At 70.5% G+C, this 17,550-nt stretch carries 15 protein-coding genes; 7 read left to right on the plus strand and 8 right to left on the minus strand.

The window, feature by feature from the left end; translation table 11 throughout:
• Positions 1-18: 18 nt before the first annotated feature.
• Complete coding sequence (locus AB0P25_RS12605; protein WP_363807749.1) at positions 19-3,864, minus strand: multifunctional oxoglutarate decarboxylase/oxoglutarate dehydrogenase thiamine pyrophosphate-binding subunit/dihydrolipoyllysine-residue succinyltransferase subunit; 3,846 nt, start codon at positions 3,862-3,864, stop codon at positions 19-21.
• 135 nt (positions 3,865-3,999) lie between these two features.
• On the opposite strand from AB0P25_RS12605, the gene AB0P25_RS12610 reads away from it, so the two are divergent.
• Positions 4,000-5,439, plus strand: a complete 1,440-nt coding sequence (locus AB0P25_RS12610) for a GuaB1 family IMP dehydrogenase-related protein (RefSeq protein WP_363807750.1) — start codon at positions 4,000-4,002, stop codon at positions 5,437-5,439.
• 8 nt (positions 5,440-5,447) lie between these two features.
• Here the strand turns inward: AB0P25_RS12610 and AB0P25_RS12615 are convergent, their stop codons facing one another.
• Both AB0P25_RS12615 and AB0P25_RS12620 read right to left on the minus strand, forming a co-directional pair.
• Positions 5,448-6,485 carry a hemolysin family protein gene (locus AB0P25_RS12615; RefSeq protein ID WP_363807751.1) on the minus strand — a complete coding sequence of 346 codons (1,038 nt, stop codon included), beginning with the start codon at positions 6,483-6,485 and terminating at the stop codon, positions 5,448-5,450.
• The gene (locus tag AB0P25_RS12620) at positions 6,478-7,827 is read right to left on the minus strand and encodes a hemolysin family protein (protein WP_363807752.1); all 1,350 of its coding nucleotides are present in this window, start codon (positions 7,825-7,827) and stop codon (positions 6,478-6,480) included. Before AB0P25_RS12620 ends, AB0P25_RS12615 begins: the two co-directional genes overlap by 8 nt.
• 201 nt (positions 7,828-8,028) lie before the next feature.
• Here AB0P25_RS12620 and AB0P25_RS12625 point away from each other — a divergent pair, with 201 nt between their 5' ends.
• Positions 8,029-8,406, plus strand: coding sequence for a VOC family protein (locus AB0P25_RS12625; RefSeq protein WP_363807754.1), 378 nt, complete (start codon positions 8,029-8,031; stop codon positions 8,404-8,406).
• 28 nt (positions 8,407-8,434) lie between these two features.
• Here the strand turns inward: AB0P25_RS12625 and AB0P25_RS12630 are convergent, their stop codons facing one another.
• Entirely contained in the window at positions 8,435-9,517 is a 1,083-nt protein-coding gene (locus AB0P25_RS12630) for an NADH:flavin oxidoreductase/NADH oxidase (protein WP_363807755.1), read from the minus strand.
• Between the two features lie 8 nt (positions 9,518-9,525).
• The gene (locus AB0P25_RS12635) at positions 9,526-10,143 is read right to left on the minus strand and encodes an HAD family phosphatase (protein WP_363807756.1); all 618 of its coding nucleotides are present in this window, start codon (positions 10,141-10,143) and stop codon (positions 9,526-9,528) included.
• A gap of 72 nt (positions 10,144-10,215) precedes the next feature.
• On the opposite strand from AB0P25_RS12635, the gene AB0P25_RS12640 reads away from it, so the two are divergent.
• From AB0P25_RS12640 to AB0P25_RS12660, 5 genes are all read left to right on the plus strand, one after another.
• A complete protein-coding gene (locus tag AB0P25_RS12640; RefSeq protein ID WP_363807757.1) occupies positions 10,216-11,073 on the plus strand; it encodes an ADP/ATP-dependent (S)-NAD(P)H-hydrate dehydratase in 858 nt (285 codons plus the stop codon).
• A 56-nt stretch (positions 11,074-11,129) separates the two neighbouring features.
• Positions 11,130-12,470, plus strand: a complete 1,341-nt coding sequence (locus AB0P25_RS12645; RefSeq protein ID WP_363807759.1) for a hypothetical protein — start codon at positions 11,130-11,132, stop codon at positions 12,468-12,470.
• An 82-nt stretch (positions 12,471-12,552) separates the two neighbouring features.
• The gene (locus tag AB0P25_RS12650; protein WP_363807760.1) at positions 12,553-12,861 is read left to right on the plus strand and encodes a thiamine-binding protein; all 309 of its coding nucleotides are present in this window, start codon (positions 12,553-12,555) and stop codon (positions 12,859-12,861) included.
• A 1-nt stretch (position 12,862) separates the two neighbouring features.
• A complete protein-coding gene (locus AB0P25_RS12655) occupies positions 12,863-13,102 on the plus strand; it encodes a hypothetical protein (protein WP_363807762.1) in 240 nt (79 codons plus the stop codon).
• A gap of 9 nt (positions 13,103-13,111) precedes the next feature.
• Complete coding sequence (locus AB0P25_RS12660) at positions 13,112-14,392, plus strand: MFS transporter (protein WP_363807764.1); 1,281 nt, start codon at positions 13,112-13,114, stop codon at positions 14,390-14,392.
• 85 nt (positions 14,393-14,477) lie between these two features.
• On the opposite strand, the gene AB0P25_RS12665 is transcribed toward AB0P25_RS12660, so the two are convergent.
• The 3 genes from AB0P25_RS12665 to AB0P25_RS12675 are packed head-to-tail and all read right to left on the minus strand — an operon-like array spanning position 14,478 to position 17,547.
• On the minus strand, positions 14,478-15,131 hold the full coding sequence (locus tag AB0P25_RS12665; RefSeq protein WP_064111214.1) for a response regulator transcription factor: 654 nt from the start codon (positions 15,129-15,131) through the stop codon (positions 14,478-14,480).
• A 35-nt stretch (positions 15,132-15,166) separates the two neighbouring features.
• Complete coding sequence (locus tag AB0P25_RS12670) at positions 15,167-16,384, minus strand: hypothetical protein (protein WP_363807765.1); 1,218 nt, start codon at positions 16,382-16,384, stop codon at positions 15,167-15,169.
• Entirely contained in the window at positions 16,381-17,547 is a 1,167-nt protein-coding gene (locus AB0P25_RS12675) for an ATP-binding protein (protein ID WP_363807767.1), read from the minus strand. The genes AB0P25_RS12670 and AB0P25_RS12675 overlap by 4 nt, the downstream gene beginning before the upstream one ends.
• Positions 17,548-17,550 lie beyond the last annotated feature (3 nt).

Raw genomic sequence — 17,550 nt, forward strand, 5'->3', positions numbered from 1 at the left:
GGCGGGCGTGCGGCAGACCTACAGCGTCAGTGCGCGCTGGATCAGGATCTGCTGCTCCTGCGCGTGGCGCTTCGCCGAACCGGCGGCGGGCGACGCGGACGCCGCACGCGACACGACGCCGAGCGGGCGCGGTCCGAGCTTCGAGGTCTCCAGGATCATGAACGGCCAGGCGCCCTGGTTCTCCGGCTCGTCCTGCACCCAGACGAGCTCCGCGTTCGGGTACGAGTCCACCACGGCCTTGAGCTCGTCGCCGGGGAGCGGATAGAACTGCTCCACGCGCACCAGTGCGATCTCCGGGTTCGGGTTCTTCTCCAGCTCGTTCAGCAGGTCGTAGTAGAGCTTGCCTGCCATGAGCAGGACGCGCTTCACGGCGCCCTTGTCGGTGATCCGCTGGTCGTCGATCACCGGCTCGAAGCGGCCGTTCGTGAAGTCCTCGACGTTGCTCGACGCGCCGCGCAGGCGGAGCATCGCCTTCGGGGTGAAGACGACGAGCGGACGGCGCGGACGGGCGTAGGCCTGGCGACGCAGCAGGTGGAAGTACGACGCCGGGGTCGACGGGCGGGCGACGGTCATGTTGTTCTCGGCGCACAGCTGCAGGTACCGCTCGATGCGGGCGCTGGAGTGGTCCGGTCCCTGGCCCTCGTAGCCGTGGGGGAGGAGCAGCACCAGCGACGAGCGCTGGCCCCACTTCTGCTCGGCGGAGGAGATGAACTCGTCGATGATGATCTGGGCGCCGTTGGCGAAGTCGCCGAACTGCGCCTCCCACAGCACCAGCGCGTCCGCACGCTCGACCGAGTAGCCGTACTCGAAGCCCATCGCGGCGTACTCGCTGAGAAGCGAGTCGTAGATCCAGAACTTCGCCTGGTTGTCGCTGAGGTTCGCGAGCGGCAGCCACTCCTGGCCGTTCACGCGGTCGTGCAGCACGGCGTGGCGCTGCACGAAGGTGCCGCGGCGCGCGTCCTGGCCGGCGAGGCGCACCGGAGTGCCCTCCACCAGCAGGGAGCCGAGCGCGAGGAGTTCGCCGAAGCCCCAGTCGATGCCGCCGTTGCGGCTCATCTCGCTGCGCTTGTTGAGCAGCTGCTGGAGCTTGGGGTGCACGGTGAAGCCGGCGGGCGGGTTGTTGAACGCGTCGCCGATCATGTGGATGACCTGCTCGCTCACCGCGGTGGTCTCCGGCTCGCCGACGTTGCCGTCGTCGCCGTGGTTCGGCTGCTCGAGGTCGCCCTCGTCGCCCGGGGTGAGGACCGGAGTCGGCGTGGTCTGCGCGGCGTGCGTCTCCATGAACGCGCGCTCCAGGCGCTCCTGGAAGTCGCGGTGCGCCTGCTCGTACTCCTCCTCGGTGATGTCACCGCGTCCGACCAGCGCCTCGGTGTAGAGGCGGCGGACGGAGCGCTTCGCCTCGATGAGGCTGTACATCAGCGGCTGGGTCATCGACGGGTCGTCGCCCTCGTTGTGACCGCGGCGGCGGTAGCAGACGAGGTCGATCACGACGTCGCGCTTGAACTCCTGGCGGTACGCGAAGGCGATCTCCGCGACGCGGACCACGGCCTCCGGGTCGTCGCCGTTCACGTGGAAGATCGGCGCTTGGATGGTCTTGGCCACGTCCGTCGAGTACACCGACGACCGGCCCTCGCCGGGAGGCGTGGTGAAGCCGACCTGGTTGTTGATGTTGACGTGGATGGTGCCGCCGGTCTTGTAGGCGCGCAGCTGCGACATCTGCATCTGCTCGACCACGATGCCCTGGCCGGCCATGGCCGCGTCGCCGTGGATGAGGATCGGCAGCGTCAGGAATGTGCCCGCCGGGCGGCGGTCCTGCTTGGCGCGGACGATGCCCTCCAGGACGCCGTCGACGGCCTCGAGGTGCGACGGGTTCGCCGCGAGGTAGACCGGGATCTCCTCGCCGCCGGCGCCCTTGAAGGTGCCCTCGGTGCCGAGGTGGTACTTGACGTCTCCCGAGCCCTGGACGGTCTTCGGGTCCTGCGTGCCCTCGAACTCGCGGAAGATCTGGCCGTACGTCTTGCCGGCGATGTTCGTCAGCACGTTGAGGCGGCCGCGGTGGGCCATGCCGATCGCGACCTCGTCCATCCCCGCCTCTGCGGCGCCCTGGATGATCGCATCCAGCAGCGGGATGGTGGACTCGCCGCCCTCCAGGCTGAAGCGCTTCTGCCCGACGTACTTGGTCTGCAGGAACGTCTCGAACGCCTCGGCCTCGTTGAGCTTGCCCAGGATGCGCAGCTGCTCGTCGTGGTTCGGCTTCTCGTAGGGGCGCTCCAGCTTGTCCTGGAACCACTTGCGCTGGGCCGGGTCCTGGATGTGCATGTACTCGATGCCCACGGTGCGGCAGTAGGAGTCGCGCAGCACGCCGAGGATGTCGCGGAGCAGCATCTTGCGGCGGTCGCCGCCGAACTGGCCGGTGACGAACTCGCGGTCGAGGTCCCAGAACGTGAGGCCGTGGTTCTCGATCTCGAGGTCGGGGTGGGTGCGCTGCTTGTACTCGAGCGGGTCGATGTCGGCCATCAGGTGGCCGCGCACGCGGTACGAGTTGATGAGCTCCTGGACGCGGGCGGTCTTGTCGACGGCGCTGGCCAGGTCGACGGCGATGTCCGGGTTCCAGTGGATCGGCATGTACGGGATGCGCAGCTCGGCGAAGATGTCCTCGTAGAAGTTGCGCTTGCCGATCAGGAGCTCGTGCACGATCTTCAGGAACTCGCCCGAGCCGGCTCCCTGGATGACGCGGTGGTCGTACGTGCTGGTGAGCGTGATCGTCTTGCCGATCGCCAGGCCCGCGAGGGTCTTCTCGGCGGAGCCCTGGAACTCGGCCGGGTACTCGAGGGCGCCGGCGCCGATGATGGCGCCCTGGCCCTTCATCAGGCGGGGCACGGAGTGCACGGTGCCGATGCCGCCCGGGTTGGTGAGCGAGATCGTGGTGCCGGCGAAGTCGGACGCGGCCAGCTTGTTGTTGCGGGCCTTGCTGACGAGCTCTTCGTAGGCGGCGAGGTATTCGCCGAAGCGCATGGTGTCGGCGCGCTTGATGCTCGGGACGAGCAGGGCGCGGGTGCCGTCGGGCTTCGGGAGGTCGATCGCGATGCCGAGGTTGATGTGCGCGGGAGCGACGACCGACGGCTTGCCGTCGACCTCCTCGTAGTAGACGTTCTGGCTCGGGAACTCCTTGAGCGCCTGGACGAGCGCCCAGCCGATCAGGTGCGTGAAGGAGACCTTGCCGCCGCGGGCGCGCTTGAGGTGGTTATTGATGACGATGCGGTTGTCGATCATCAGCTTGGCCGGGATGGTGCGGACGCTCGTCGCCGTCGGGACGGTGAGCGACGCGTCCATGTTCGTGGCCAGGGTCTTGGACATGCCCCGGAGCGGGGTGACCTTGTCCTCCTCCGCCGCGTCGACCGTGGCGTTGGGCGCGGTCACGGGAGCGTCGGCCGGGACGGGGGTCGGCTTGGGTGCGACGGAGGTAGTGCGCGCGACGGGCTGCTGGCCGATCACCGGGATGGGGGTGGTGACGGGCTTCGGCTCGTTGGGGTGCGGAGCGGGGGCGCCGCCCGCCGGGGGAGCCGGTGTCGTCGGCTCGGACGGGGTCGGCGCGGTCGGCTCAGCCGGGGAGGGCGCCAGGGGCTCCGACGGGGTCGGGGCGGTGGGCTCGGCGGGCGTCGGTGCCGGGGTCTCGTCCGGCGACGGCGTGGAGTCGTCCTTCACCGCCGGGTGGTAGTTCTCGAGGATCGGCCACCACGACTTGTCGACCGAGTTCTTGTCCTGCACGAACTGCTCGTACAGCTCGTCGACGAGCCATTCGTTGGCTCCGAATTCGCCCGAGGACCCGTCTTCGGTTCCCACTCCGGTCAATTGGCTCGACACAGCCGATCGCCCACTCTCTCCGTTGATTTCTCATGACCGAGCGGCAAAGAACCGCCCGCTTCCATCCGAGCATCAAGCCTAATCCCATCGACGCCCGGGTGCGGCCGCTCAGGAGAGCGGGATAGCGTTATTCCCATGCAGTTCTATGGAACGTCGCCGCGCCACGACCTCACCTACTCCGACGTGTTCCTCGTGCCGTCGCGATCGAACGTCACCAGCCGCCTGGACGTGTCCCTCGCGCCCAACGACGGCACGGGTGCGACCATCCCGATCGTGTCCGCCAACATGAACTCGGTGACGGGGAAGCGCCTTGCCGCGACCCTCGCCCGGCGCGGCGGTCTCGGCGTGCTCCCGCAGGACATGCGCCTGCAGGACCTCGACGACGCGATCCGCTGGGTGAAGGCGCAGCCGGTCGGGTTCGACACCCCCTACGACGCACGCCCGGACGAGTCGGTCGCGGACGTGCTGCGCCGCATCCCGCCGGTGGAGGGGCACGGGATCGTGGTGAGCGACGCGTCCGGCGCCTACCTCGGCTGCCTGGCCGCGGTGCAGCTGGGCTCGGCTCTGCCGGATGCGCGGATCGGCGACCTCCTCCACGGTGCGCTCACCTCCCTCGACGCGGAGGACCTGACCGACGGTCGCGCCGCCTTCCGGGTCATGGATGCCGCCGGGCTCGACTTCGCGCCGGTGCTGGACCACGGCAAGGTCGTCGGCACGCTCTCGCGCCGCAGCGCCCTCCGCTCCACGATCTACACGCCCGCGCTGGACGCGCACGGCCGCCTGCGCGTCGCCGCCGCCGTGGGCATCAACGGCGACGTCGAGGGCAAGGCGAAGGCGCTCGCCGCGGCCGGCGTCGACGTGCTCGTGATCGACACGGCGCACGGCGACCAGGACGGCATGATCCGCGCCATCCGCACGGTCAAGGCGCTCGACCTCGGCCTGCCGATCGTCGCGGGCAACGTGGTGACCGAGCAGGCGGTCCGCGACCTCGTGGCCGCCGGTGCAGACATCCTCAAGGTCGGCGTGGGTCCGGGCGCCATGTGCACGACGCGCATGATGACCGCGGTCGGGCGTCCGCAGTTCTCCGCGGTGCTCGAGACCAGCGCCACCGCCCGCGAGCTCGGGGCCCACGTCTGGGCGGACGGCGGGGTGCGGTACCCGCGCGACGTGGCGCTCGCGCTCGCCGCGGGCGGCGCCTCGGTGATGATCGGATCCTGGTTCGCCGGGACGATCGAGGCGCCGGGCACCCTGGATCGGGACGCGAACGGGCAGCTCTACAAGGAGAGCTGGGGCATGGCCTCCACCAAGGCGGTCAAGGGACGCTTCGAGCGTCTGGACGCGTACGAGCTTGCCCGCAAGGAGCTCTTCGCCGAGGGCATCTCGAGCTCCCGCATCTACCTCGACCCGCTGCGCCCGTCGGTGGAGGACCTGCTCGACATGATCACGACGGGCGTCCGCAGCTCGTTCACGTACGCCGGAGCGCGCACGCTCGCGGAGTTCCACGAGCGTGCGCTGGTCGGCATCCAATCGGCCGCGGGCTACGAGGAGGGCAAGGCGCTCCCCGTCAGCTGGTAGCGACCCGCTCAGTTGCGCCGGGTCGCGTCCTGCACTTCGCCGACCAGCTCCTCGATGATGTCCTCCAGGAACAGCACGCCCGCAGTCGCTCCCTCGCCGTCGACAACGCGCGCGAGGTGGCTGCCCGAGCGGCGCATGGTGGCCAGGGCGTCCTCCAGGTCGCTGCCCGAGAACACGGTCACCAGACGGCGGATCCGCTTGGCGGGGACGGGGAGCTCGAAGCCGGTCTCCTCGAGGTCGAGGACGTCCTTGAGGTGGAGGTAGCCGGTCGGCTCGCCGTCCGCATCCGGGACCACGTAGCGGGAGAAGCCGTGCTTGGCGACGGCCTTCTCCACGTCGGCCGGGGTCGGGGATGCCGGGAGCGTGACGAGCGCGTCGAGCGCGACCGCCACATCCCGCACCTTCTTCTCGGTGAACTCGAACGCCGCCGTCAGCGCGCCGGTGCGGTCCATCAGCACGCCCTCCCGGGTGGACTGGGACACGATCGTCGCCACCTCGTCGAGGGTGAAGGTGCTCGCCGCCTCGTCTTTCGGCTCCACGCGGAACAGTCGCAGCACGCTGTTCGCCGTCGCATTGAGCGCGACGATGATCGGCCGGACGGCGCGGCCGATGCCGACGAGCGGCGGCGCGAGCAGCAGGGCGGCCTTGTCGGGCATCGAGAAGGAGATGTTCTTCGGCACCATCTCGCCGAAGACGACGTGGAGGAACGAAACCACCACCAGCGCCACGATGAACGCGATGGTGCCGATGACCTCCTCCGACCAGCCGGTCAGGTGCAGAGGGGCCTCGAGCAGGTGGTGGATCGCCGGTTCGGAGACGTTCAGGATGAGCAGCGAGCACACCGTGATGCCCAGCTGGGTGGTCGCCAGCATGAGCGTCGCGTGCTCCATGGCGAACAGCGCGGTGCGGGCGCTGCGCTTGCCGCGCTCCGCGAGCGGTTCGATCTGGGAGCGGCGGGCGGAGATCACGGCGAATTCGGCGCCGACGAAGAAGGCGTTGACCGCGAGCAGCACGACCAGCCAGGCGATTCCGGCCCAGTCACTCATGCCGCACCCCCTCTCCGTTCGCGCCCTCGGTCACGACGACGGGATCGGGCGTGTAGCGGATGCGGTCGACGCGGCGGCCGTCGAGGCGTTCGACGCGGAGCGTGCCGCCGTCGATGGTCACCTCGTCACCGACCTTCGGCAGCCTCCCGAGCTCGTTCATGACGAAGCCGGCGACGGTCTCGTACGGGCCCTCCTCGGGCACCGTGACGCCGGCGCGTTCCTCGAGCTCGTCGGGGCGCAGGATGCCGGGGAAGGTGATGGAGTCGCGCCCGCGGATGACGCCGGCGCGGGTGCGGTCGTGCTCGTCCGCGACCTCGCCGACGATCTCCTCCACCAGATCCTCCAGCGTGGCGATGCCGGACGTTCCGCCGTACTCGTCGACGACGATCGCGAGCTGGTAGCCGCGGGCCCGGAGCTCGCCGAGCAGCGTGTCCAGGTTCATCGTCTCGGGCACGCGCAGCGCCTCGGTCATGAGGGCGGACACGGGGACGCGGCCGCGGCGCTGGCGCGGGACGCCGACCGCCTGCTTGACGTGCACCACACCGACGACGTCGTCGATGTCGTCGCCGATCACGGGGAAGCGGGAGTAGCCCGTCTTGCGGGCCAGGTCGCTGACCGCCTGCGCGGGGTCCGTGCGCTGCACCGCTTCGATCCGCGGCCGCGGCGTCATCACGTCGGAGGCGTTGCGGCTGGAGAAGGCGAGCGTCCGGCTGAGGAGCGTGGCCGTGTCCTCCTCCAGCACGCCCGCGCTCGCGGAGCGGCGCACCAGCGACGAGAGCTCGTCGGCCGTGCGGGCGCCCGACAGCTCCTCCTTGGGCTCGATGCCGAGCAGTCGCAGGATGCCGTTCGCCGTGCCGTTGAGCAGCCCGACGAAGGGGCGGAACACCGCGGTGAACACGGTCTGGAACGGGATGACGACCTTGGCCGTCGCGAGCGGCAGCGCGAGCGCGAAGTTCTTCGGCACCAGCTCGCCGAGGATCATCGAGAGCAGGGTGGCGATCGTGATGGCGACGATCGTCGCGACCGGCATCACGGCGCCCTCGGGCAGCCCGGTCGCGGTCAGCGGTCCGCGCAGCAGCGAGCTGATCGCCGGCTCCATCGTGTAACCGGTGAGCAGCGTCGTCAGGGTGATGCCGAGCTGCGCGCTCGACAGGTGAGTGGACGTGATCTTCAGCGCCGCGATGGTCATCGTCAGGCGCGACTCGCCGCGCTCCCTCCGGGCCTCGAGGTCGCCGCGGTCGAGGTTGACCAGCGCGAACTCGCTGGCGACAAACAGTCCGGTGCCGACGGTCAGCAGGAGGCCGACCGCGAGCATGATCCATTCATAGGCCACCCCGCTCACCTCGCCGAGTCCGGGGCGGGCGGGCCGTCATGAATGGGCTGGGAGAGGGAGGGTCGTCCATTTGCCCGCCAGTATATCGAGGCGGGATGTGCACCCTGCGGGAGTTCTCAGGCGGATTCACAGGGTGTAGACCGCCGATTCCAGGTAGCCCGCACAAGCGCCCCCGGGCGTAGCGTTCCGCCTGGATCAAGGAGGATCACCATGTTGGAGTCATCTGTCACGTACTCCGTCCTTCCTGCCTCCGACCTGCAGCGGGCCATCGCGTGGTACCGCGACAAGCTGGAGCTCGAACCGGAGCGGACCACGGACGGCGGTGTGCTGTACGGCACCGGCGGCGAGGGCAAGATCTACGTCTACGAGACCGGCAATGCGGGCACCGCGCAGAACACGGCGATGTGCTGGCTGGTCGACGACATCGAGGCGACGATGTCCCACCTGCGGAAGCGCGGCGTGGTCTTCGCCGACTACGACTTCCCCGGGCTCAAGACCGAGAACGGCATCGCGACCGACGAGATGGGGCGGTCGTCGTGGTTCCAGGACAGCGAGGGCAACTACCTCTGCCTGACCCAGCCCACCTGACCCGACCGCCCGGCGTGAGACGCGGCGCTCAGCGGCGCCACTTCGCGCGGACGTACTGCGGCGGCCAGTAGCCGATCTCGACGCCCAGCTCGTGCGCGGCCCGCAGCGGGAAGTGCGGGTCGCGGAGGAGTTCGCGCGCCAGCATGACCGCGTCCGCCTGACCGCTCTCGACGATCTCGGCCGCCTGCTCCGGCGTGGTGATGAGCCCGACCGCGCTCACATCCACCTCGGACGTGCTGCGCACGTGGTGCGCGAACGGCACCTGATAGCCGGGCTCGACGGGGATGCGGATGCCCGCCTGGATGCCACCGCTGGAGATGTCGAAGAAGTCGGCTCCCGCGTCCTGGGCCCATGCGGCGACGGTCGCGGTCTGGTGCTCGTCCCAGCCGCCCTCGGTCCAGTCGCTCGCCGAGAACCGGACGAACAGCGGAGCGTCCGGCGCCTCCTCGCGGACGGCCGCGACCACGCGCAGCAGCAGCCGGGCGCGGTTCTCGAGCGACCCGCCGTACTCGTCCGTGCGCTGGTTCGAGATGGGCGAGAGGAACTGGTGGATGAGGTAGCCGTGTGCCGCGTGGATCTCGAGCACCTGGAAACCGGCCTCGAGCGAGCGCCGCGTCGCGCTGCGGAAGTCGTCGACGACCTTGTCGATGCCGGCGGCGTCCAACTCCTGCGGCACGGCGTAACCGTCGAACGGGATGGCGGACGGCGCGACCGTCTTCCAGCCGCCCTCGCTCTCCGGGACGGTGCCGGTGCGCCCGTCAGAGGCCAGTCCCGAGAAGGTGGACGCCTTGCGTCCGGCATGCGCGAGCTGGATGCCCGGAACGGCGCCCTGCTCCGCGATGAACGCGGCGATCGGCTTCCACGCGTCGCGCTGCTCGTCCGTCCAGATCCCGGTGTCCTCCGGGCTGATGCGTCCCTCCGGGCTGACAGCGGTCGCTTCGCTGAAGACGAGGCCGCTCCCGCCGGTGGCGAAGGCGCCGAGGTGGACCAGGTGCCAGGTGTTCGGGATGCCGGACTGGTCGAAGACCGAGTACTGGCACATCGGCGAGGTCCAGATGCGGTTGCGGGCGGTGACGCCGCGCAGGGTCAGGGGGTCGAAAAGAGAGGGCATGTCTCCATCTAAGACCCGAGCGCGTCGAGATATGCCCGCAGACCCTGAGGACTCGTGAAGACGTGGCCGGCGATGCCGAGCGCTTCGGCCCCGCGCACGTTCTCCTCCTTGTTGTCGATGAACACGGTCTCCTCGGGGGTGACGCCGAGCGAGGACATGACGTGCTCGAAGATCTCGGGGCTCGGTTTGATGGTGCCGAGCTCGCCGCTGACGAACACCTGCTCGAACAGGTCGCCCAGCGTCCCGTGGCGGAAGTACGACCCGAAGTCGCGTCCCGCGTTGGAGAGCAGGGCCATCCGGGTGCCGCCCTCCTTGAGGTCGAGCAGCACGTCGAGCGTGTCGTGGTCGATCGTGAGCCAGCTGCGGAAGTCCGCCAGCCACAGCCGGTGCACGGTCGCGTCGCCCCAGCTCTCGCCGAGCTCGCGCTCGATCCCGCGCCAGTACGACTGGATGCTCAGCGTGCCCTGATCGAGCGCGTTGCGGTGGCGCCAGTAGGCGGGCCAGAACCGCTCCGCGTCGCCGCCGGCCAACTCCGTGAGCGCCGCGCGATCCTCCGGGGTCGGGGTCACCGAGATGACCTCGCCGTAGTCGAACACGACCACCTTTCCGGGGATGCTGATCGCCATGCTCTCAACCTATCGTGGGCGGCGCGGGGTTCGATGGGGGACGATGGACACACGAGCGAGCGGAGGCGGCCGGTGACCCAGTGGCAGCAGTGGGACGGGAAGGACGCGGCGGCGTGGATCGCGGTGCCCCAGGAGTCGAGCGACAAGTACTCGCGCGGCGTGCTCGGGGTGGTCACCGGCTCCGACCGGTACCCCGGCGCCGCGGTGCTCGGCGTGGAGGGGGCGTCGCGCACGGGCGTCGGCATGATCCGGTACCTCGGCGCGGATCGGCCGACCGACCTGGTCATCCGCCGGCGGCCCGAGATCGTCACGGCGCCGGGCGGCGTCCAGGGCTGGCTGATCGGGTCGGGCATGGATTCGTCCAGCCGCCCCGACGACGACGCCCAGCGGCTGCGCACCGCACTCCGCGACGGCCGCCCGCTGGTGATCGACGCCGGTGCGCTCGACCTCGTCGGCCGGGCCTCCGCGCCGGTGATCGTCACGCCGCACTTCCGCGAGCTCGCGACGATGCTCGCCGCCCGGGCCGACGACGATTCGGATGCCGTGACCGCCGACGACATCACGGCCGATCCGGCCGAGTGGGCGGTGCGGGCCGCCGACAGCCTCGGGGTGACCGTGCTGCTCAAGGGCCACACGACCTACGTCGCCGCCCCCGGCGGCCCGCACTACGCGGTGACGGCCGGTCCCGCGTGGCTCGCCACCGCGGGCAGCGGCGACGTGCTCGGCGGCGTCCTGGGCGCGCTCGTGGCGACGCACGCCCGCGAGATCGACGAGGACGGCCACGCGGCGCTCGCCGCGCTCGGCGCGACGGCCGCGTGGGTCCACGGCCGCGCGGGGGAGCGCATCTCGGACGGGGGCCCGATCGTCGCGCTGGACATCGTCGACGGCCTGCCCGATGTCGTCCGCGAGCTGGTCCGCGGGCGCGGCTGACCGCAATCGCATCGCGTTCAGGACCGCGTTCGACGCATCCCCTAGGATGTGGCGCTATGGGGATGGAAGCGGCACCGATCCGCGCGTCGGCGATCCCGGAGGCGGATCCGGGCACCGTCCGCCGGATCATCCGCAGCCCCCTCACGCTCTGGATCGCGTTCCTCGTCGTGCACCTCATCATCAGCGGTCTGGCGCTCGACCAGGGCAAGGGCCTCGGCGACGTCTTCCTGGTCTACAAGCCGTGGGCGCAGCTCGCCGCGCAGGGCACGCAGATCGTCGGCGTCGACTCCGACTGGGTGTACCCGTTCGGTGCGCTCGTGCCGATCATGCTGCCGCTGCTGTTCGGCGACCACGGCTACGTCTGGGCGTGGCTCAACATGGTGATGCTGCTCAACGCGGCGGCCTTCGCGGTGCTCATCGTGGGCCGCGAGCCGCGCCGGCTCGTCGCCGCGTGGTGGTGGCTCGGTTTCCTGCTGCTGCTCGGGCCGATCGCGGTCGGGCGGCTGGATGCGGTGTCCGCGTCCCTCGCCATCGTCGGCCTGCTCTGGCTCACCCTGCATGAACGGGCCGCGGTCGTGGTGCTCACCGCCGCGACGTGGATCAAGGTCTGGCCGGCCGCCATCCTCCTCGCCGCCGTGGTGGCGCTCAAGTCGCGCTGGCACATCGTGCGCGTCGCGGTGGTCACGTCGGCCGTGATCGTCGCGGTGCCGCTGATCTTCGGCGCGGGGTGGCACATCCTCAGCTTCATCACGATGCAGACCGACCGCGGCCTGCAGATCGAGGCGCCGGTGAGCACGATCTGGATGTGGCAGGCCGCGTTCCACGTGCCGGGCGCGGCCGTCTACTACGACCGGCAGCTGCTGACGTTCCAGGTGAGCGGAAGCGGGACCGGGATCGCGGGCAGCCTGATGAACCCGCTGTTCGCGCTGACCGCGGTCGTCGTGACGCTGATCGGCGTGCGGGCGCTCCGACGCGGGACGCCGTACACGCGCATTCTGCCGGAGCTGTCGCTCGCGCTGGTGACCGCGTTCATCGCGTTCAACAAGGTGGGGTCGCCGCAGTACGTGGTCTGGCTCGCGGCGCCGGTAGTGATCGGGCTGACGTACCAGGGCCGCGGATTCCGGACGCCGGCCATCCTGGTGCTGGTGACGGCGGGGCTGACGCAGGTGTTCTACCCGTTCCTGTACGACTTCCTGCTGGTGCCGGATCCGGTCATGGTCGCGGTGCTGACCCTGCGGAACCTCATGTACTTCGTCATCCTGGGCTGGACGATCGGCGCGCTCTGGCGGCGGCGCCACCGCCAGGAGGCGGCCGGCGACCTGGTGCCGGCGCACGCGTGGCCCTTCAGGTCGGAGCCCGGGGCGCACGCGGAGCCGGTGGGCGGCGACCCGCGCTAGTCCGGATACCCGGTTCGCTGGCCGCGCCCCCGCAGAAGGTGACATCATCGAGGGACCCGTCCATCCCGTCGAAGGGGGAATCATGCTGGTGGCGTTCTCGGTGGCCCCGAGCGGTGGCGAGGGGGCCGACGCGTCGGTGCACGACGCGGTCGCCGCGGCCGTCCGCGTGGTGCGCGAGTCGGGGCTCCCGAACCACACCGACGCGATGTTCACGACCATCGAGGGGGAGTGGGACGAGGTCTTCGACGTCGTCCGCCGCGCCACGGAGGCGGTGGGCCGGTTCGGCACGCGGGTCTCGCTCGTGCTGAAGGCCGACATCCGCCCCGGCTACACCGGCGAGCTCGAGGGCAAGGTGCAGCGGCTCGAGGCCGCGCTGGAGCAGGGGGACTGACGTGGACCTGAACACGATCGTGCTCGCCGTGATGGGCGTGCTCATCTACCTGGCACCGCTGCTTGCGCTCATCGCCGTGCTCGTGGGAGGCGTGGTGCTCGGCTGCGTCATCGTCGCGATCGTCGGCGCCGTGCGCACGGGCGTCGCGCGCCCGGAGGAGACCCGGGATGTGGATGTCGCCGACTTCTTCGAGCAGGAATCCGCCGCGGCGATGGCCGCGGGTCGAAACGATTCGATATAGACTCGGCGGGTGACCCCGATTCTCGACGGGCCGACGACGATGTCGTCGGCCCGTATTCGTCTTGCTCTCCTGGCGCTCGCCCTCGGCGGCTTCGGCATCGGCTCCACCGAGTTCGTCGCGATGGGCCTGCTGCCCAACATCGCGCACGACCTGCTGCCGCAGCTGTACGCGACCTCGTCCGACGACGCGAACGCCCAGGCCGGCTGGATCATCTCCGCCTACGCGCTCGGAGTGGTGGTCGGCGCGCCGACCATCGCGGCGGTCGCGGCGCGCTGGCCCCGCAAGAAGCTGTTGCTGTGGCTGCTGGTCGCCTTCACCGTCGGCACGATCGCATCGGCCGTCGCGCCGACGTTCCAGCTCGTGATGCTCGCCCGGTTCGTCTCGGCGCTGCCGCACGGCGCGTACTTCGGCATCGCGTCGCTGGTCGCCGCCTCCCTCATGGGTCCGGGGAAGCGCGGCCGCGGGGTGGCCTTCGTCCTCTCCGGGCTGACGATCGCGAACGTCATCGGCGTGCCCGCGATCACCTGGATCGGGCAGCACAACGGCTGGCGCATCGCCTACCTGGTGGTGGCCGCGATCTTCGCGCTGACGTTCGTCGCCGTGGCGTTCCTCGTCCCCTGGCAGGCCGGCGACGCGAAGGCGACCATGCGCAACGAGCTGCGCGCCTTCACCCGCCTCCAGGTCTGGCTGGCACTGCTGATCGGCGCGATCGGCTTCGGCGGGTTCTTCGCCGTCTACACGTACATCGCGCCGATCGTCACGACGGTGACCGGGCTCCCGGAGGCGTCGGTGCCGCTCATCCTGATCGTCGCCGGTCTCGGCATGACCGTCGGCAACATCCTCGGCGGGCGCGCGGCCGACCACAGCGTCCGGAACAGCATGCTGCTGTTCTTCGCGATCCTGCTGGTGGCCCTCGCGGCCCTGTGGCTGACGGCGTCCACGGTCGTCGGGCTCGTCGTGTCGGTGTTCGTGGTGGCCGGCGCCTGCTCGGCGCTCTCGCCGACCATCCAGACCCGGCTGATGGATGTGGCGCACGACAGCCAGTCGATCGCCGCAGCCCTCAACCACTCGGCGCTGAACATCGCGAACGCGTCGGGCGCGGCCCTCGGCGGTCTCACGATCGCGGCCGGTCTCGGCTACCTGTCGCCGATCGTGGTCGGCGCCATCCTCGCCGTCGCGGGCATCCTGCTCGCTCTGCTGTCGTTCGGCATCGACCGCTCGCGCGAGCGCCGCGGTGTCGACACCGGCGTGGTCCACGCCCAGCGCCCCGACCCCATCCCGGTCGACTAGCCCCCACCTTCGAGTACACGAAGAGTGCACGGTTCCCACGCGGAAACCGTGCACTCTTCGTGTACTCGACAGCGAGGTGTGGCCGTCAGTCGTTCTGGAGCAGGATGCCGTCCTGGATGGCGCGCTTGCGGAGGGCGACCTTGGTGCCGACGTCGTAGCCGGCCACGCGGTACTTCTCGCGGATGCGCTTGAGGTAGCTCTTGGCCGTCTCGTCAGAGATGCCGAGCTGGAACGCGACCGCCTTGACCGGCTCGCCGGCGCCGTACAGCGCCATGACCCGGCGCTCCTGCGCGCTGAGCTTGGGAGCGCCGCCGAGCTCGCCGGCGTTGAGCGCGAGGTCGAGCTCTGCCGAGATGAACGACTCGCCCTTGCGGGCCGCGCGGATCGCCTCGACGATCATCTCCGCGTCCTCGCTCTTCACCAGGTAGCCCATCGCGCCGGCCGCCAGCGCCTCGCGGACGACAGCGGGCTCGGAGTACGTGCTCATCAGCACGGTCGCCACCCCGGTCGTCTTGAGCGTCGACAGCTTCAGCGAGATCGGGATGTTGTCCTTGAGGTCCAGGTCGAGGAGGACCACGTCCACCGGGAACTCGGGATGCGTCAGCAGCTCGGGCCAGCTGGCCACCGCCGCCACCATGCGGATGTCGTCCGCGGCGCTGCGGATCCACTCGGTGAGCGCTCCGAGGAGCATCTTGTGGTCATCGACGATCGCGATCCGAATCGGCGGCTGCTCGCCCATGTCGTGCCTTTCTCTGTCCCGGTGCTACCGCTGGGTCAGCCCAGTTCGGCGGAAGTGTCGCGGATCGAGGTGATCTCGATCCGCAGGGCCGATCCGGAGAACGACTCCGCATAGCGCCCCACTTTACGGATAGCTTGCCATGCCGCGGGGTCTACCCCGTTTCGCGGCACACCGCTGGTCGTGATCACGATGAGCGTCGTCGCGCCGGGATTCGCGGACTTCGGGTAGGTGCCGACCGGGCGCGAGAGGTCGAGCGTGAGGGTGCGGGGCGCTCCGGCGCCCGTTCGCACGGGGTCGCTGATGAGCAGCCAGACCGCGGTGAGCAGCCCGTCGCGCTGGTCGCGGCTCAGCCAGGCGGCCAGGCCGTCGGGGTCGGTCAGCGTCACCGACGGGCCGAGCAGGGCCGACTCCGTGACCGCGTGGTAGAGCCAGGTCTCCTTGCGGCCCTGGATGAGGTGGAGGCGGAGCTCCGTCGCGATGCTGGCGGCCGCGTCCGCCGTGTCCTCGTCGAGCGGCAGGCGGGTGCGGCCGGTGGCGACGCCGTCGAGGAGCCGTTCGGCGGCGAGGTCGAGGCGGGCGAGCTCTTCCGAGGCCAGCATCCCGACCGCGTAGCCGGGGGAGACGACGGTGCTCTGCACCTGCACGAGGTCGAGTTCCAGCTGCACCAGGGTGCGCAGGCTTCGGACGATCTGCACGCCGACGAGCGGAGGGGCGACCGCGATCGCCACGGTGACCGCGCCAGGGCCGAGCAGCTGGAGGTCGGGCAGAGCGCGCCACACGACCACGACCGCGAGGGTCGCACCGAGCACGGCGGTGGCCAGGACGATGTCGCGGGCGGGGCGGACCGGCGCGCAGAGCAGGAGCGCCGGCCCGACCGCGGCGGCCGCCGTCAACGGCACGACCGCCCCGTCGAGCGGCCAGGTGCCCACGATGTCGAGGGCGACGGCGCCCGCCCACAGCGCGAGCGCGCCGAGGTAGAGGGGGAGCGGAAGCTGATCCGGCAGGCGGAACCGCAGCACGAGGGCTCCGGCCAGTGACACCCCGAGGAGCACCCACGCCGAGACGGTGAACCCCAGCAGGGCGTACTCGCCCGCGTTGATCGCGAACAGGATGAGCAGGAACGCGATCAGCGCGACCGTCGCCACGTTGAAGCCGAGGTCGAGGCGGGCGCGGCCGAGCGCATCCTGCTCGTCCCCGGCGGCGCCGCGGGCGATCGGGCTGCGCGGGACGGTGCGCTCGTCGAGACGGGTCACTTCGGAACCTCCAGCACCACGGTCGTCCCGCTCCCGGGGGACGAGAACAGGCGGGCGTTGCCGCCCACGTCGCGCAGGCGGGCGACGATCGACTCGGTGAAGCCGAGGCGTTCGGTGTCGATGGTCGCGACGTCGAAGCCCTTCCCCGCGTCGGTGACCATCGCGCGCACGTTCGTCTCGTCGTCCGTGATCGTGACATGCGCCTCATTGACCCCGGAGTGACGGCGGACGTTCTCCAGGCACTCGCCGAGCGCCAGCAGGAACGCGTCGAGCACGTCGGAGGGGAGCAGCACCTGCCCGGCGCCGTGCCAGTTGACCTCGAGCCCCATCCGGCGGAAGCGCTGCTTGACCGACTCCAGCGTCTTGCCGAGCGCGGACTCCTCCACCGGCTTCAGCTTGTAGTCGCCGGACCGAGCCGGGTCGGGCGTGAAGCCGAGCCGGAGCTGACGGAGCAGGGCCGCGTCCTCCGCCGCCTGCTCGCGCAGCGCGCCATGGCTGACGCCGACCCCGGAGTGGGCGAGCAGGGTGAGGGTGGCCAGCACGGTGTCGTGCAGCAGGCGGGCGCTCTGCCGGCGGCGCGCCTCCGTCTCGCTGGCCTGCCGTTCGACGCGGTAGGCGCGGCTCATCGTCGAGATGCGCTTCAGCGTGCGCGGGACGGTGCGCGAGAGCCAGATGCCGGTCGCGGTCAGCGCGATCCAGCCGGTGACGGTGAAGACCAGCGGTTCGATCAGGCGAGACTGCGTCATCCCGAGCGTGACCCCGAGGGCGGCCAGCGTCGCCAGCGCCGAGACGACCAGCAGCAGGATGCGCGCCCGGGACGTCACCGCCAGCACGCACACGCACGCCACGGCGGCGGCGCCGATCACGCCGACCGCGCTGATCGCCGACGGTCCGAGCGGCGAGCCCGGGAGGAGGTGGATGAGGATCAGCGCGACGCCCGCGACCACGATCACCGGCATCCAGACCATGAGGCGGAGCAGCGTGGCGAGCTGCCACTGCGCGTACGCCAGGCAGACGACGAGGACCAGGGACGCGAGGTACAGCGGCAGGGGGAGGGAGCCGGGCACGCTCAGGCAGATCAGCGCCGTCGCCGTCGCGGTCAGACCGACGGTGCGAGCAGTGGAGGCGAGGAGACGATCACGCTCCTTCTGGATGCGCGACATGCC

It is taken from the genome of Leifsonia sp. NPDC077715 (genome assembly GCF_040686855.1).
In the GTDB taxonomy this organism is placed as follows: Bacteria; Actinomycetota; Actinomycetes; order Actinomycetales; family Microbacteriaceae; genus Leifsonia.

Coding starts and splice junctions, on each gene's coding strand:
- AB0P25_RS12650 (WP_363807760.1), top strand. CDS start 12,553: ATGCTGGTGGCGTTCTCGGTGGCCCCGAGCGGTGGCGAGGGGGCCGAC.
- AB0P25_RS12665 (WP_064111214.1), bottom strand. CDS start 15,131: ATGGGCGAGCAGCCGCCGATTCGGATCGCGATCGTCGATGACCACAAG.
- AB0P25_RS12635 (WP_363807756.1), bottom strand. CDS start 10,143: ATGGCGATCAGCATCCCCGGAAAGGTGGTCGTGTTCGACTACGGCGAG.
- AB0P25_RS12630 (WP_363807755.1), bottom strand. CDS start 9,517: ATGCCCTCTCTTTTCGACCCCCTGACCCTGCGCGGCGTCACCGCCCGC.
- AB0P25_RS12625 (WP_363807754.1), top strand. CDS start 8,029: ATGTTGGAGTCATCTGTCACGTACTCCGTCCTTCCTGCCTCCGACCTG.
- AB0P25_RS12675 (WP_363807767.1), bottom strand. CDS start 17,547: ATGTCGCGCATCCAGAAGGAGCGTGATCGTCTCCTCGCCTCCACTGCT.
- AB0P25_RS12645 (WP_363807759.1), top strand. CDS start 11,130: ATGGGGATGGAAGCGGCACCGATCCGCGCGTCGGCGATCCCGGAGGCG.
- AB0P25_RS12615 (WP_363807751.1), bottom strand. CDS start 6,485: ATGAGTGACTGGGCCGGAATCGCCTGGCTGGTCGTGCTGCTCGCGGTC.
- AB0P25_RS12610 (WP_363807750.1), top strand. CDS start 4,000: ATGCAGTTCTATGGAACGTCGCCGCGCCACGACCTCACCTACTCCGAC.